The organism is Cupriavidus sp. JZ107 (assembly GCF_053903255.1).
On sequence record NZ_CP096481.1, the window covers coordinates 2,309,239 to 2,323,769 of the forward strand.

Sequence of the window (14,531 nt, forward strand, 5' to 3'; positions counted from 1 at the left end):
TGACCGGCGGGTCCTTCTGTCCCGGCGCGATCAGATCTGCGGATTGATCTTCTGCACCGCCTTGTCGTGCAGCTTGTTCAGCGCGGCCAGATAGGCCTTGGCCGAGGCCGCGACGATGTCCGGGTCGGTGCCGACGCCGTTGACGATGCGGCCGGCCTTGGACAGCCGCACCGTGACCTCGCCCTGCGCCTGCGTGCCGGTGGTGATCGCGTTGACCGAATACAGCACCAGCTCGGCGCCGCTGTTCACCTTGGCCTCGATCGCGTGCAGCGTGGCATCGACCGGGCCGTTGCCCTCGCCTTCGCCGGTGTACTCCTGGCCGTCCATGTTGAACACCACGCGTGCATGCGGCCGCTCGCCGGTTTCCGAGCGTTGCGACAGCGAGATGAAGCGATAGTGTTCGTTGGCGTCGTGGGCCTCGTCCGAGACGATGGCCATGATGTCCTCGTCGAAGATCTCGGCCTTCTGGTCGGCCAGCTCCTTGAAGCGCGCGAAGGCGGCATTGACCTCGCTCTCGCTGTCGAGCTCGATGCCCAGTTCCTGCAGGCGCTGCTTGAACGCGTTGCGGCCCGACAGCTTGCCGAGCACGATCTTGTTCGCGGTCCAGCCCACGTCTTCGGCGCGCATGATCTCGTAGGTGTCGCGCGCCTTCAGCACGCCATCCTGGTGGATGCCCGACGCGTGCGCGAACGCGTTGGCGCCGACCACGGCCTTGTTCGGCTGCACCACGAAACCGGTGATCTGCGAGACCAGCTTCGAGGCCGGCACGATCTGCGTGGTATCGACGCCCACATCGAGATTGAAGTAGTCGCGCCGCGTCTTGACCGCCATCACCACCTCTTCGAGGCTGGTGTTGCCGGCGCGCTCGCCCAGGCCGTTGATCGTGCATTCGATCTGGCGCGCGCCCCCGAGCTTGACCGCGGCCAGCGAGTTCGCCACCGCCATGCCCAGGTCGTTATGGCAGTGCACCGACCACACCGCCTTGTCCGAATTCGGGATGCGCTCGCGCACCGAGCGGATCAGCGCGGCATAACCTTCGGGCACCGCATAGCCGACCGTGTCGGGCAGGTTGATCGTGGTCGCGCCCTCGTCGATCACGGCCTCCAGCACGCGGCACAGGAAGTCCATGTCGGAGCGGCTGCCGTCTTCCGGCGAGAACTCGATGTCGTCGGTGAACTGGCGCGCGAAACGCACCGCCAGGCGCGCCTGCTCGTAGACCTGGTCCGGCGTCATGCGCAGCTTCTTTTCCATATGCAGCGCCGAGGTGGCGATGAAGGTATGGATACGGAAGGAGTTGGCGGGCTTGAGCGCCTCGGCGGCGCGGGCGATGTCCTTGTCGTTGGCGCGGGCCAGCGAGCAGATGGTCGAGTCCTTGACGGTCTGGGCGATCGCGCGGATCGCCTCGAAGTCGCCGTTCGAGCTGGCGGCGAAGCCGGCCTCGATCACATCGACCTTCAGGCGCTCGAGCTGGCGCGCGATGCGGATCTTTTCCTCGCGCGTCATCGAGGCGCCCGGCGACTGCTCGCCGTCGCGCAACGTGGTATCGAAAATGATCAGTTTGTCCGACATGGAAAACGCTCCTGGGGGATAAGTGCTCGAACGGGTTTCGGCGGTTTCGGTTTCTGTTCCGGTGCCCCGCTGCCTGCCGGTCGCATCGTCGCCGATCGCTGCGGCACAATGCAAAACGCCCCGGCGTGCAGGGATGCAGGCCGGGGCGTGGATAAATCCTGTGCGACTTCGCGTGAGGCTATCGCTTCCTCAGCGCGCGCGTGTCCCGACCTGGCTGCCTAGTAGGCTACCTAGCAGGGTACGGGCGAGACGGGCTTGGCGCGAAATCATGGCAGCGAATATAGCCGAGATGGCAACGGCGCGCAACACGGGGATTTCCCCCAAGCGGCCGCGCGCCGCTCTGCCCCGCGCAACGCGGGGCCGCTGCAGGGCCTCAGGCCTGGGGCGGGATACGCAGCTTCTGGCCCGGATAGATCTTGTCCGGGTGCGACAGCATCGGCCGGTTGGCCTCGAAGATCGCGTTGTAGGCGTTGGCCTTGCCGTAGTACTTCTGCGCGATCGCCGACAGCGTGTCGCCCTTGGCCACGGTATGCCATTGCGCCGATTCCGACTCGACGTTGACCGACATCTTGTCCTCGACCTGCTCGACGCCTTCGACGTTGCCGCAGCACAGGATGATCTTCTCGCGCGTGGCCTGGTCCGGCGCGACGCCGAACACCGTGACCTTGCCCTGGGCGCCGTCGACCTGCACCGACAGCCCGGTCGCATCGAGACCCATCTTGCGGATGTAGTTTTCGATCGCTTCGCCGGCGGTGCGGTTGGCCGCCTCGGCCTGCTGCGCGGCATCGGCGGGCGCGGCCTGGGCCGGCTCGGCGGCTTTGGCTTCGCGGCCGAACAGCTTCTCGCCTGCTTCCTTGATGAAATCCAGCACGCTCATGGGATTCTCCTTGTGTCAGTGGCAAGTCGGTAGCCGATCGCGGCTACGCGGCGGGCCGCCATGCCTTCGCGGCATGACGCCTCGGCAACATACCGCGAATTGGACGGACATCACAAGCGGGGAATCGCAAGCAAACGCAAAATCGAAAAAGGCGCCGAAGCGCCTTTTCCGTTCATCAAATCGACATCCGCGGCTCCTCCGCGCGGCCCGGCGTCAGTCCGGGCCGCCCGCCTGAGAGCGCGCCACGCCGCCCTGCATCGCGCGCCAGCCCCACAGCACGTAGCCGGAAATCGCATAGCCGACGAACAGCCCGAACAGCGCCACCGGCGGATCGCTGGACACCACCACGAACAGCACCATCACCAGGATCATCACGCCGAAGGAGACGCGATGGCGCACGTCGAGCGCCTTGCCGCTGTAGAACGGCGCATTGGTGACCATCGACAGCCCGGCATACAGCGTGATCGCGAACGCCACCCACGGCATCCACAGTTCGCGCACCGGCAGCTTGTTGTCGATCGCGAGCCAGACGAAGCCGGCCACCAGTGCCGCCGCGGCCGGGCTCGGCAGCCCCTGGAAGAAGCGCTTGTCGATCACGCCGATATTGGCGTTGAAGCGCGCCAGCCGCAGTGCCGCACAGGTGCAATAGACGAAGGCCGCGATCCAGCCCCACTTGCCCAGGTCCTTCAGGATCCATTCGTACATCACCAGCGCCGGCGCGACGCCGAACGATGTCATGTCCGACAGCGAGTCGTACTGCTCGCCGAAGGCGCTCTGCGTATTGGTGATGCGGGCCACGCGGCCGTCCATGCCGTCGAGTACCATCGCCGCGAAGATGGCAATGGCCGCGACATCGAAACGCATGTTCATCGCCTGCACGATGGCGAAGAAGCCGGCGAACAGCGCGGCCGTGGTGAAGGCGTTCGGCAGCAGGTAGATGCCGCGCCGGCGCGGCCGCACGTATTCGACCTCGAGCTCGTCGTCGTCCGCCGGATCGTTTTCCGCGCCTCGCATCTGGTTATGCCGGAACGGCCGCAGGTGGGTCACGTTGCCGCCGACCACGCGCTTGTTGCGCCGATTGAATGCACCCATGCCGAATCTCCTCGATCGCTCGTGGCTCAATCCAGCTCGGCGAGGATCGTCGACGAAGCCGAAACCTTCTCGCCGATCGTCACGCGCGGCCGGGCGTCGAGCGGCAGATAGACGTCGACGCGCGAGCCGAAGCGGATGAAGCCGTAGCGCTGGCCGCGCGCCACCGTGTCGCCGACGCGCGTGTAGCACAGGATGCGCCGCGCGATCAGGCCGGCGACCTGCACCAGCGTGACGACCTTGTCGTCGCCGGCGCGGCGGATCACCACCGCATTGCGCTCGTTCTCGGTCGAGGCCTTGTCCAGGTCGGCGTTGACGAACTGGCCGGGGAAATAGTCGATCTTCTCGACGGTGCCGTCGACCGACACGCGGTTCGAATGGACGTTGAACACGTTCATGAACACGCTGATCTTCAGCGCCTCGCGGCCGGCGTAGGGATCCTGGGTCTTCTCGACCGCGACGATGCGTCCGTCGGCCGGCGCCAGCACCGCATTGGGCTGGGTCGGAATCGGCCGCGGCGGATCGCGGAAAAACTGCAGCACGAACACCGTGATGATCCAGAGCGGCAGCGCCCACCAGAATCCCGCGCTGGCATGCACCAGCAGCGAGATGACAAAAGCGCCGGCCAGGAACGGCCAGCCTTCACGGGCGATCAGCGGATGGGGATAGTTCATGCAGGTGGGAAAGAGGTCTATGGAGGTCAGTCAAGTCTGACAAGGATAACAAAAAGCCGCCCAGCCCTCCCCCGTTTTCCCTCGGCGGACCATGGTCTGGCCATGGCGACCGCCTCCGGTCGGGACGGAAGGCTGGACGGCTGCAACGCGCAGGACCGCGCCGCCCGGCAAACCCGGCGGCGCGGCGTCCGGCACGCTTAGTTCTTCGACTGGTCGACCAGCTTGTTCTTGGCGATCCAGGGCATCATCGCGCGCAGCTTGGCACCCACTTCCTCGATCTGGTGCTCGGCGGTCAGGCGGCGGCGCGAGATCAGCGTCGGCGCGCCGGCCTTGTTCTCGAGCAGGAAGCTCTTGGCGTATTCGCCGGTCTGGATGTCCTTCAGGCACTGCTTCATGGCCTTCTTGGTCTCCTCGGTGACCACGCGCGGGCCGGTCACGTACTCGCCGTACTCGGCGTTGTTGGAGATCGAGTAGTTCATGTTGGCGATGCCGCCTTCATAGATCAGGTCGACGATCAGCTTGAGCTCGTGCAGGCACTCGAAATAGGCCATTTCCGGCGCGTAACCGGCTTCGACCAGCGTCTCGAAGCCGGCCTTGATCAGCTCGACGGTACCGCCGCACAGCACGGCCTGCTCGCCGAACAGGTCGGTCTCGGTCTCTTCGCGGAAGTTGGTCTCGATGATGCCGGCACGGCCGCCGCCGTTGGCGGTGGCGTACGACAGCGCGATGTCGCGGGCGGCGCCCGACTTGTTCTGGTGCACCGCGATCAGGTGCGGCACGCCGCCGCCCTGGCTGTAGGTCGAACGCACGGTGTGGCCCGGGGCCTTCGGCGCGATCATGATCACGTCGAGGTCGGCGCGCGGGATCACCGCGCCGTAGTGCACGTTGAAGCCGTGGGCGAAGGCCAGCGCGGCGCCTTCCTTGATGTTGTCGTGCACTTCGTTCTTGTAGACGTCGGCGATCTGCTCGTCCGGCAGCAGGATCATGACCACGTCGGCGTCCTTGACGGCCTCGGCCACTTCCTTGACCTGCAGGCCGGCGTTGACGGCCTTGTTCCACGACGCGCCGTTCTTGCGCAGGCCGACCGTCACCTTGACGCCCGAGTCGTTCAGGTTCAGCGCGTGGGCGTGACCCTGGGAGCCGTAGCCGATGATGGTGACGTTCTTGCCCTTGATCAGGGACAGGTCGGCGTCCTTGTCGTAAAACACTTTCATGATGATTCCTTCGCTCTTTTTCCGATGTTGGGAGTCGACGACGCGCCGCGCATGGGGTTGGCGCCGGCGCGCCGCCGTCGATACTGCAATGGGGTGTGGTGGGGTTGCCGCGCGAGAGACCGGCGTCAGACCTTCAGGATGCGCTCGCCCCGGCCGATTCCCGAGCCGCCGGTACGGACGGTCTCCAGGATCGCGCTGCGGTCGATCGCATCGAGGAAGGCATCGAGCTTGCTGCCGTTGCCGGTCAGCTCGATCGTGTAGGTCTTCTCGGTGACGTCGATGACCCGGCCGCGGAAGATGTCCGCGGTGCGTTTCATCTCCTCGCGCTCCTTGCCGACGGCGCGCACCTTGACGAGCATCAGCTCGCGCTCGATGTGCGCGCCCTCGGTCAGGTCGACCACCTTGACCACCTCGACCAGCCGGTTCAGATGCTTGGTGATCTGTTCGATCACGTCATCCGAGCCGGTCGTCACGATCGTCATCCGCGACAGCGAGGCGTCCTCGGTGGGCGCCACGGTCAGCGTCTCGATGTTGTAGCCGCGCGCCGAGAACAGCCCGACCACGCGCGACAGCGCGCCCGGTTCGTTCTCCAGCAGGACCGAAATGATGTGTCGCATCACAGGTCCTCCGCGCCGAGCAGCATTTCCGAAATGCCCTTGCCCGCCTGCACCATCGGCCAGACGTTTTCCGTCGGGTCGGTCTGGAAATCCAGGAACACGGTGCGGTCCTTCAGGCGGAAGGCTTCGCGCAGCGCCGGCTCGACGTCGGCGGTCTTTTCGATGCGCATGCCGACGTGGCCATAGGCCTCGGCCAGCTTGACGAAGTCGGGCAGCGCGTCCATGTAGGAATGCGAGTAGCGGTTGTCGTACTCGATCTCCTGCCACTGGCGCACCATGCCCAGGTAGCGGTTGTTCAGCGCGCAGATCTTGACCGGGGTGTCGTACTGCAGGCAGGTCGACAGTTCCTGGATACACATCTGGATCGAGCCCTCGCCGGTCACGGTGACGACTTCCTTGTCCGGGAACGCCTTCTTGATGCCCATCGCGTACGGCAGGCCCACGCCCATCGTGCCGAGGCCGCCGGAGTTGATCCAGCGGCGCGGCTGGTCGAACTTGTAGAACTGCGCGGCCCACATCTGGTGCTGGCCGACGTCCGAGCAGACGAAGGCATCGCCCTTGGTCAGTTCCCAGATCTTCTCGATCACGTACTGCGGCTTGATGATCTCGGAATCGCGGTCGTACTTCAGGCAGTCCACCGAGCGCCATTGCTCGATCTGCTCCCACCAGCGCGACAGCGCCTCGCGGCGCGGCTTGACGTCACTGGCCTGCAGTTGCGCGATCAGCTCCTGCAGCACGTCCTTGACGTTGCCGACGATCGGGATGTCCACCTTGACCCGCTTCGAGATCGACGAGGGGTCGATGTCGATATGGATGATCTTGCGCGGCTGCGAGGTGAAGTGCGCCGGGTTGCCGATCACGCGGTCGTCGAAGCGCGCCCCGATGGCGATCAGCACGTCACAGTTCTGCATCGCCATGTTGGCTTCGTAGGTGCCGTGCATGCCGAGCATGCCGACGAACTGCTTGCTGGTGCCGGGGAACGCGCCCAGGCCCATCAGCGTGTTGGTGACCGGATGGCCGGTCAGCGCGGCCAGCTGGCGCAGCTCGTCGCTGGCATTGGCCAGCACCACGCCGCCGCCCGAATAGATCAGCGGCCGCTCGGCGCTCTGCAGCAGCGCCAATGCCTTGCGGATCTGGCCCGAATGCCCCTTGTTGACGGGGTTGTACGAGCGCATGTCGATCGCTTTCGGGTACTCGTAGCGGCAGGCATTGCGCGACACGTCCTTCGGGATGTCGACCACCACCGGACCGGGTCGGCCGGTCGCGGCGATATAGAAGGCCTTCTTGATGGTCGCCGCCAGATCGCGCACGTCCTTGACCAGGAAGTTGTGCTTGACCACCGGCCGCGTGATGCCGACCGTGTCGCACTCCTGGAAGGCATCCTGGCCGATCGCGTGGGTCGGCACGTTGCCGGTGATCACGACCATCGGAATCGAGTCCAGATAGGCGGTGGCGATGCCGGTGACGGCATTGGTCACGCCGGGACCCGAGGTCACCAGCGCGCAGCCCACCTTGCCGGTCGCGCGCGCATAGCCGTCCGCGGCGTGGACCGCGGCCTGCTCGTGGCGCACCAGGATGTGCTCGATTTTCTTTTGCTTGTACAGCTCGTCGTAGATATACAGCACTGCGCCGCCGGGATAACCCCAGACGTATTCGACGCCTTCTTCGGCAAGTGCGTGGACGAGGATTTCCGCCCCGATCATTTCGGGTGCGGCGGATGAATTGCTGTCGGCGTGGGAGAATTCCGCGCTGGGCATGTTCATGTCAGTCCTTTGCAATTTTCGGCAAAAAATTGTTTGGATGCTCTCTGCCGGGCTTGTGGCACGGGTTCAAGCGGTGCGCGTCTGCATGGGAGACCGCCTCATAAGCGGCCAGATGAGACAACCACTGATGTCGTGAACCGTCGATGATACTGCATCGCACCAGCGCGGTCTATGACCTCGTATCGTGTCGCCGGGGCGACACGGCCGCCCCGTTATTTGCTAGCATCGCCGCATTTTGCTGATTTCCGGGCTGCCGGCCGCCCCGCCCTCGTGCGGCATTGGCCGGCCGCTCTTGCCCGCCGCATGGCAACCGAACAGGAACTATCCGATTTTCTCGCCAGCGCCGAACGCCGCGCCTTCAAGCACGCGGTATTCGCGGTACGGGACGAACAGGCCGCCCTGGACATCGTCCAGGACGCCATGATCAAGCTGGCCGAAAAATACGGCGACCGCGGCCCCGCCGAGTTGCCGCCGCTGTTCCAGCGCATCCTGCAGAACACCATCCACGACTGGTTTCGCCGCCAGAAGGTGCGCAATACCTGGGTCACGCTGTTCTCGAACCTGCGCGACGAGCGCGATGGCGAGGACGCCGACCTGCTGGAGGCGCTGGAGAGCGAGCCGGGATCGCAGGCCGCCGAGAGCAGCGCCGACCGGTTCGAGCGCGTGCAGACCATGCGCATCATCGAGGAAGAAGTCCAGCGCCTGCCCACCCGTCAACGCGAGGCCTTCCTGCTGCGTTACTGGGAGGATATGGACGTCGCGGAAACGGCCGCTGCCATGGGATGTTCCGAAGGCAGCGTCAAGACCCACTGTTCGCGCGCCACGCACGCCCTGGCGCAGGCGCTGCGCGCCCGGGGACTCCGACTATGAACAGCAGAAACGCATCCGAGATCGAGCAACGCCGCCTGGCCCGGCAGATCACCGCCATGCTGGACGCTTCCGCCAACCAGGTGCCGGACGATATCGCCGCGCGCCTGGCCGCCGCACGCCGCGTGGCGCTGTCGCGCCGCCGCGAAGAAGCGCCTCAAACATCACCTCGACTGGCCACGGCAGGACCGTCGCTGCACGGCGGCGCGCACCGGTCGATGCGGCCGCTGGGCGACTGGGTGCGCCGGCTCGGCCTGGTATGGACGGTGGTCGCGCTGGCCGGCGGACTGGCCGGCATCTACCAATGGCAGCAGCAGCAACGGATCGAGGAACTGGCCGATGTCGACGCCGCGATGCTGCTCGACGAACTGCCTCCGGCCGCCTACGCGGACGAGGGCTTCCATGTCTTTCTCAAGCATGGCGAGTAAGCGCGCGCGCGTCGGCGCGCACCGTGAGCTCGCGCTGTGGCTGGGCGCCGGCCTGAGCGCCGCCGCGCTGTGGTGCCTGACGCCGCCGGCCGCGCATGCGCGCGATGCGGTCGAACCGGCCGCCAGGGCGTCGAGCCCGGCCGCCAACCCCGCGGTCCGTGCGGCGCGCCCGACCTGGTCCGAACTGACGTCGGCGCAGCAGCGCGTGCTGGCGCCGCTGGCCGGCCAGTGGAACACGCTGACCGAGGTCCACCGCCGCAAGTGGCTTCGCATCGCCGCCCGCTTCCAGGAACTGTCGCCGGCCGAGCAGCAGCGGCTGCATGCGCGCATGACCGAGTGGGCGCAGATGACGCCGGAGCAGCGCCGGCTGGCGCGCGAGAACTTCCAGATCCATCGCACCGTGCCGGTCGAGCGCAAGACCGAGGCCTGGGACCGCTACCAGCAGCTGCCCGAAGAACAGAAACGTCAGCTCGCCGAGGCCGCCAAGGTGCCCCCGCGCCCTGGCGCGGTCAGCGCGCTGCCATCCAGCCGCAAGCCGCCGATCTCGACGACGGCGCCCGTACGGCCGGTACCGCACGCGACGGGCGGCGCTTCCGCGCCCGCCGCGGCGGCGAGCGCCCCAGCCGTGCTGTCGGCCTCCGCCGCGCTCGTGCCGGGCGCCACCCCGGCCAGCGGCGCCGTTGCGGCGAGCCCCGGTACCGGCATCCCGCTCGACGCCGCCAGCGCGACGGCCGCCTCGACACCGGTCGCCGAGACCGCGCCGGCCGCCAGCACCGACACCTTCTCTCGCGGCAATTGATCTGCGGAAGCTGATTCGCGGCAACGGATCGGCGCCGCCGTCGCCCGCGGCCGCCCGAAGCCGCCCGAAGCCGCCCGAAGCCGCGCTGCCCTCTCCCGCTCCCCGCTCTCCCGTACCAACCGCCACGCCGCCGCGCGATGCGGCCCATGGCGACGCCTTTGGCATAATGCCGCTGCCCACACGCCAGCGCGGCCTTTGTCCGCGCCTCGCCCCGACTCCGTCCATGCCAGTCCATGTCCGCCAAGACCGCCACTGACGCCGCCGCAGCGCGCCCCGAGCCGACCGCCTCCGCGCAGGCACCCGAGCAGGTCCCCACGCACGCGCCCCCGATCCGCCGCCGCGTCGCCTGCATGCTGTACGAAGGCGTGCTGCTGTTCGGCGTGCTCAGCGCCTCCACCGCGCTCTATCTGCTGGCCCGGCCGCTGCTGCGGGAACTGCGTATCGACACGCCGCTGGCCATGCAGCTGTGGAGCTTCCTGGTGATGGGCCTCTATTTCACCTGGTTCTGGCAACGCACCGGCCAGACGCTGCCGATGCAGACCTGGCGCATCCGCGTCGAAGGCGCCGACGGCAGGCCGCCGCGCTGGCCCCGCGCGGCGCTGCGCTATCTGCTGGCATGGCTGTGGCTGCCGCCGTCGGCGGCGGTGGGCCATGCGCTGGGCCTCGTCAAGGGACCGTTCGTCGGCGTGCTGGCGTGCGGCCTGGGCGTGTGGATATTGGTAGCCTTTCTCGATCGGCGCCGCCAGTTCCTGCACGATCGGCTGGCCGGCACGCGGCTGGTAGACCTGCGGCCGCCGCGCCAGCCATGAAGCTGACCGCCACCGCGGTGCGCCGCATCGCCGTGGCGATGCAGCTCGGCGGTGCCTGCGGCGTCGCGCTGGCGCTGGTCCGACTGGCCGACTGGAACTGGCCCGCGGCGCTGGCCGGCGGCATCGTCACCGTGCTGGTGTTGTTCGGGCTGTCGGTCGCGATGGCCTTCGCGATCTCGGTGGGCGGCACCGGCGCATCGGCTACCAACGCGTTCCGCGCCGGCATGCCGACGCTGCCGCCCGCGCTGCAGGCGCATCGCGCCGCCGCGCGGCTCGGACCCCGGCAGGCGCTGCTCTGCTATTTGCGCGAATGCGTCGCGGTGTTCCGCATGTTCAACTGGCTGCAACCCTTCCGCCATCGGCGGCCGCTGATGCCGGCCCGTCAGGACGCTGCCGCATCCCGCCCACCGGTGCTGCTGGTGCACGGCTACGGCTGCAACCGCGCGGTCTGGCTCGACCTGCAGCCGGCGCTGGCGGCGGCGGGCTATCGCTGCGAGGCGATCGACCTCGAGCCGATGCTGGCCGATATCGACGACTACGGCGACGCGCTGCTCACCGCGATCGAAGCGCTGAACCGCTCCACCGGCCACGCCCCGCTGCTGCTGTGCCACAGCATGGGCGGACTGGCCGCGCGCGCGGCGCTGGCCCGTGCCCGCCGCGAGCCGCGGCCCGCTGCCTGCGCGGGCATCGTCACGCTGGGCACGCCGCACCACGGCTGCACGCTGGCCAGCATCGGCAGCGGCGCCAATGCGCGCCAGATGCGCTGCGGCAACGACTGGCTGCAGGCGCTGGCGCGCAGCGAAAGCCCGCGCGACCGCGCCGCGATGGTGTCGATCTTCAGCTGGCACGATTCGATCGCCGGCCCGGCCGAAACCAGCTGGCTCGACGGCGCCCACAACGTGGCGCTGGCCGGCATCGGCCATGTTTCGCTGCTGCGCGACCCACGCGCCGTCGACGCGGTGCTGGCAGCGCTGGACCGTCTCGCGCACGCCCCTGCCACGGCCGCTTCCTGATCCCCGGCTGATCGAACGCTGGCCCGCGGCATCGCCGCGCCTGCAGGTCGCCCACCGTCTTTACGGTTGGTCACATGTCATTCATGTTTCCGTCACGGCGCCGTCATCGATGGCTGGCTCAATGCAGTCATCGCCGTCACCGGGGCCGCCATGGTCAGTCCACTCCGTTCCGCCCGGGCACATCTGGCCCGCGCCGCGCAGCGACTGCGCGGACGCTCCGACCCGATGCTGCCGCTGGCCGCCATTCCCGGCATGCCAGCCGCCTTCATGCCGCCCGGCCTGGACCGTGCGCCGACCACCGCCTTCCCCGCCGACACCGGCCGCCCGGACCAGCACGACCGGCGCGACCCGGTCCCCGCCGCAGCCCCCTCTCCCGAGCCGCCCGAAGTCGAGCGCTACCGCGCGATCTGGCTGTCCGATATCCATCTGGGCACGCCGGGCTGCCAGGCCGACTACCTGCTCGATTTCCTCAAGCACAACGAGTCCGACACGCTGTACCTGGTCGGCGACATCATCGACGGCTGGCAGCTGCGGCGCGGCTGGTACTGGCCGCAGAGCCACAACGACGTCGTGCAGAAGCTGCTGCGCAAGGCGCGCAAGGGCACCGAGGTCATCTATGTCCCGGGCAACCATGACGAGGTCGCGCGCCAGTTCGATGGCCTGGCCTTCGGCGACGTGGTGGTGCGCGAGGAAGCGGTGCACGTGACCGCCACCGGCCGGCGCCTGTGGGTCGTCCATGGCGACCTGTTCGACGGCGTCGTGCAGCACGCGCGCTGGCTCGCGTACCTGGGCGACACGCTGTACACGCTGATCCTCGCGCTGAACCGGCATTTCAACCGCATCCGCGCGCGGCTGGGCTTTCCGTACTGGTCGCTGTCGCAGTACCTGAAGCACCAGGTCAAGAACGCGGTCAACTACATCAGCTCGTTCGAACACGCGATGGTCGAGGAAGCGCGCCGGCGCGGCTGCGATGGCGTGGTCTGCGGCCATATCCACAAGGCCGAGATCCGCGAGGTCGACGGCCAGCTCTACTGCAACGATGGCGACTGGGTCGAGAGCCTGTCGGCGCTGGTCGAGACCGTCGAGGGCGAGCTGAAGATCGTCTACTGGACCACGCTGCGCGACCCCGCGCCGGCGGTCGCGCGCCGCACGCGCAAGAGCGCGGCGACGGCGTAGCGCCGCGCCGCATTCCGACCGACCGCTGCCGGGCAACCGATACCGCGGCTTTCGCCGCAAGGACACACCATGAAAATCCTGATCGTCACCGATGCCTGGGAACCGCAGGTCAACGGCGTGGTTCGCACGCTGAAGTCGACCCGCCGCGAACTGCAGGCGATGGGCCATACCGTGGAACTGCTGACGCCGCTCGAATTCCGCACGGTGCCCTGCCCGACCTACCCCGAGATCCGCCTGTCGCTGCTGCCTGGCGCCGCGGTGCGCCGGCGCATCCGCGAGTTCGCGCCGGACGCGTTGCATATCGCCACCGAAGGCCCGCTCGGCCTGGCGGCACGCCGCCATGCGGTGCGCCAGAAGCTGCCGTTCACGACGGCCTACCACACCCGCTTTCCGGAATACGTGCAGGCGCGCTTCGGCATTCCGCTGGCCTGGACCTATCGCTTCCTGCGCTGGTTCCACGGGCCGGCCCAGGCGGTGATGGCACCGACCCCGGTGGTGCTGCAGGACCTGCACCGCTTCGGCATCGAGCATGCGGTGCTGTGGACGCGCGGCGTCGATCTCGACGTGTTCGTGCCGCAGCCGGTCAACGTGCTGAACACCGCCCACCCGATCTTCCTCTACGTCGGCCGCGTCGCCGTCGAGAAGAATGTCGAGGCCTTCCTGTCGCTCGATCTGCCCGGATCGAAATGGGTGGTCGGCGACGGCCCGGCGCTGCCCGCGCTGCGGGCCCGCTATCCGAACGCGAACTACCTGGGCGTGCTGAGCCAGCCCGAACTCGCCAAGGTGTATGCTTCGGCCGATGTCTTCGTGTTCCCGAGCCGCACCGATACCTTTGGGCTGGTGTTGCTCGAAGCGCTGGCCAGCGGTCTGCCGGTGGCGGCCTATCCGGTCACCGGGCCGATCGATGTACTGGGCGACAGCGACGCCGGCGTGATGCACGAGGATTTGCGCGAGGCCTGCCTCGAAGCGCTGCGCATCGACCGCGCCACCGCGCGCGCGCACGCCGAACGCTTCTCGTGGCGCGCCGCGTCCGAACAGTTCCTCGCGCATCTGCGACCGCTGCACGGCATGCCGAACGGCCAGGCCGCGCGCCCCCGACAAGATCATGGCGAAACCCCCTCTTCCCTCCGACAACTCCGTGCCGAAGCCGACCTTGCCCCGCGAGAACGGCGACTACACGATTGAAGACAACCCCCACAAGGGCAACCGCGGCATCGCCCGCGCCTGGCGGGCCGCGGTCAACTCGCTGTCCGGCCTGCGCTATGCGGTGCTCGAGGAGAGCGCGTTCCGGCAGGAGCTGACGCTGGTCGCGGTGCTGACGCCGCTGGCCTTCCTGCTGCCGGTGACCGTGGTCGAACGGATCCTGCTGCTCGGCACGCTGCTGCTGGTGCTGATCGTCGAGCTGCTGAACTCCAGCGTCGAGGCCGCGGTCGACCGCATCTCGCTGGAGCGGCACGGCCTGTCCAAGCGGGCCAAGGACTTCGGCAGCGCGGCGGTGATGCTGGCGCTGGTGCTGTGCGGCGGCACCTGGCTGGCGATCGCCGCCCCGCACGTGGTGGGCTGGCTGCGCGCGCTGATCGGCTGAGCGGGGACCGCGGCGGCGGAGCGCCGCAGGGGCGCATGCGATGCCATTGCA

Annotated in this window: 15 protein-coding genes; 8 read left to right on the plus strand and 7 right to left on the minus strand. The window is 68.0% G+C overall.

All coding sequences use genetic code 11. The features are described 5' to 3' along the window. Positions 1–30 precede the first annotated feature (30 nt). The 7 genes from M1D55_RS20105 to M1D55_RS20135 form a co-directional block, all read right to left on the minus strand. The gene (locus M1D55_RS20105; protein WP_064573094.1) at positions 31–1,569 is read right to left on the minus strand and encodes a 2-isopropylmalate synthase; all 1,539 of its coding nucleotides are present in this window, start codon (positions 1,567–1,569) and stop codon (positions 31–33) included. A gap of 373 nt (positions 1,570–1,942) precedes the next feature. Further along, complete coding sequence (gene lysM / locus M1D55_RS20110) at positions 1,943–2,446, minus strand: peptidoglycan-binding protein LysM (RefSeq protein ID WP_006577031.1); 504 nt, start codon at positions 2,444–2,446, stop codon at positions 1,943–1,945. Positions 2,447–2,659: 213 nt separating this feature from the next. Next, on the minus strand, positions 2,660–3,538 hold the full coding sequence (pssA, locus tag M1D55_RS20115) for a CDP-diacylglycerol--serine O-phosphatidyltransferase (RefSeq protein WP_456281672.1): 879 nt from the start codon (positions 3,536–3,538) through the stop codon (positions 2,660–2,662). Between the two features lie 26 nt (positions 3,539–3,564). Beyond that, the gene (locus M1D55_RS20120; protein ID WP_006577029.1) at positions 3,565–4,209 is read right to left on the minus strand and encodes a phosphatidylserine decarboxylase; all 645 of its coding nucleotides are present in this window, start codon (positions 4,207–4,209) and stop codon (positions 3,565–3,567) included. Between the two features lie 197 nt (positions 4,210–4,406). Then, positions 4,407–5,552: a ketol-acid reductoisomerase gene (gene ilvC / locus M1D55_RS20125; protein ID WP_255674175.1), complete on the minus strand. Its 1,146-nt coding sequence runs from the start codon at positions 5,550–5,552 to the stop codon at positions 4,407–4,409. After that, the gene (gene ilvN / locus M1D55_RS20130; RefSeq protein WP_006577027.1) at positions 5,549–6,040 is read right to left on the minus strand and encodes an acetolactate synthase small subunit; all 492 of its coding nucleotides are present in this window, start codon (positions 6,038–6,040) and stop codon (positions 5,549–5,551) included. The genes ilvC and ilvN overlap by 4 nt, the downstream gene beginning before the upstream one ends. After that, on the minus strand, positions 6,040–7,803 hold the full coding sequence (locus M1D55_RS20135; protein ID WP_006577026.1) for an acetolactate synthase 3 catalytic subunit: 1,764 nt from the start codon (positions 7,801–7,803) through the stop codon (positions 6,040–6,042). The genes ilvN and M1D55_RS20135 overlap by 1 nt, the downstream gene beginning before the upstream one ends. 303 nt (positions 7,804–8,106) lie before the next feature. Between M1D55_RS20135 and M1D55_RS20140 the strand changes: the two genes are divergently transcribed. The 8 genes from M1D55_RS20140 to M1D55_RS20175 all read left to right on the plus strand — a co-directional run bounded on the left by M1D55_RS20140 (position 8,107) and on the right by M1D55_RS20175 (position 14,480). Next, positions 8,107–8,673 (plus strand): RNA polymerase sigma factor, encoded by a 567-nt coding sequence (locus M1D55_RS20140; protein ID WP_006577025.1) that lies wholly within the window; start codon positions 8,107–8,109, stop codon positions 8,671–8,673. Then, the gene (locus M1D55_RS20145; protein WP_064573092.1) at positions 8,670–9,098 is read left to right on the plus strand and encodes a DUF3619 family protein; all 429 of its coding nucleotides are present in this window, start codon (positions 8,670–8,672) and stop codon (positions 9,096–9,098) included. The genes M1D55_RS20140 and M1D55_RS20145 overlap by 4 nt, the downstream gene beginning before the upstream one ends. Further along, complete coding sequence (locus tag M1D55_RS20150; protein ID WP_231906243.1) at positions 9,073–9,897, plus strand: DUF3106 domain-containing protein; 825 nt, start codon at positions 9,073–9,075, stop codon at positions 9,895–9,897. Before M1D55_RS20145 ends, M1D55_RS20150 begins: the two co-directional genes overlap by 26 nt. Before the next feature lie 233 nt (positions 9,898–10,130). Continuing rightward, entirely contained in the window at positions 10,131–10,706 is a 576-nt protein-coding gene (locus M1D55_RS20155; protein ID WP_456281673.1) for an RDD family protein, read from the plus strand. After that, on the plus strand, positions 10,703–11,719 hold the full coding sequence (locus tag M1D55_RS20160) for an esterase/lipase family protein (RefSeq protein ID WP_456281674.1): 1,017 nt from the start codon (positions 10,703–10,705) through the stop codon (positions 11,717–11,719). Before M1D55_RS20155 ends, M1D55_RS20160 begins: the two co-directional genes overlap by 4 nt. 150 nt (positions 11,720–11,869) lie before the next feature. Then, positions 11,870–12,895: a UDP-2,3-diacylglucosamine diphosphatase gene (locus tag M1D55_RS20165; protein WP_232206819.1), complete on the plus strand. Its 1,026-nt coding sequence runs from the start codon at positions 11,870–11,872 to the stop codon at positions 12,893–12,895. A 69-nt stretch (positions 12,896–12,964) separates the two neighbouring features. Beyond that, positions 12,965–14,080 carry a glycosyltransferase family 4 protein gene (locus tag M1D55_RS20170; protein ID WP_006577680.1) on the plus strand — a complete coding sequence of 372 codons (1,116 nt, stop codon included), beginning with the start codon at positions 12,965–12,967 and terminating at the stop codon, positions 14,078–14,080. Further along, positions 14,001–14,480, plus strand: coding sequence for a diacylglycerol kinase (locus M1D55_RS20175; protein WP_149319401.1), 480 nt, complete (start codon positions 14,001–14,003; stop codon positions 14,478–14,480). Before M1D55_RS20170 ends, M1D55_RS20175 begins: the two co-directional genes overlap by 80 nt. The last annotated feature ends 51 nt before the right edge of the window (positions 14,481–14,531 follow it).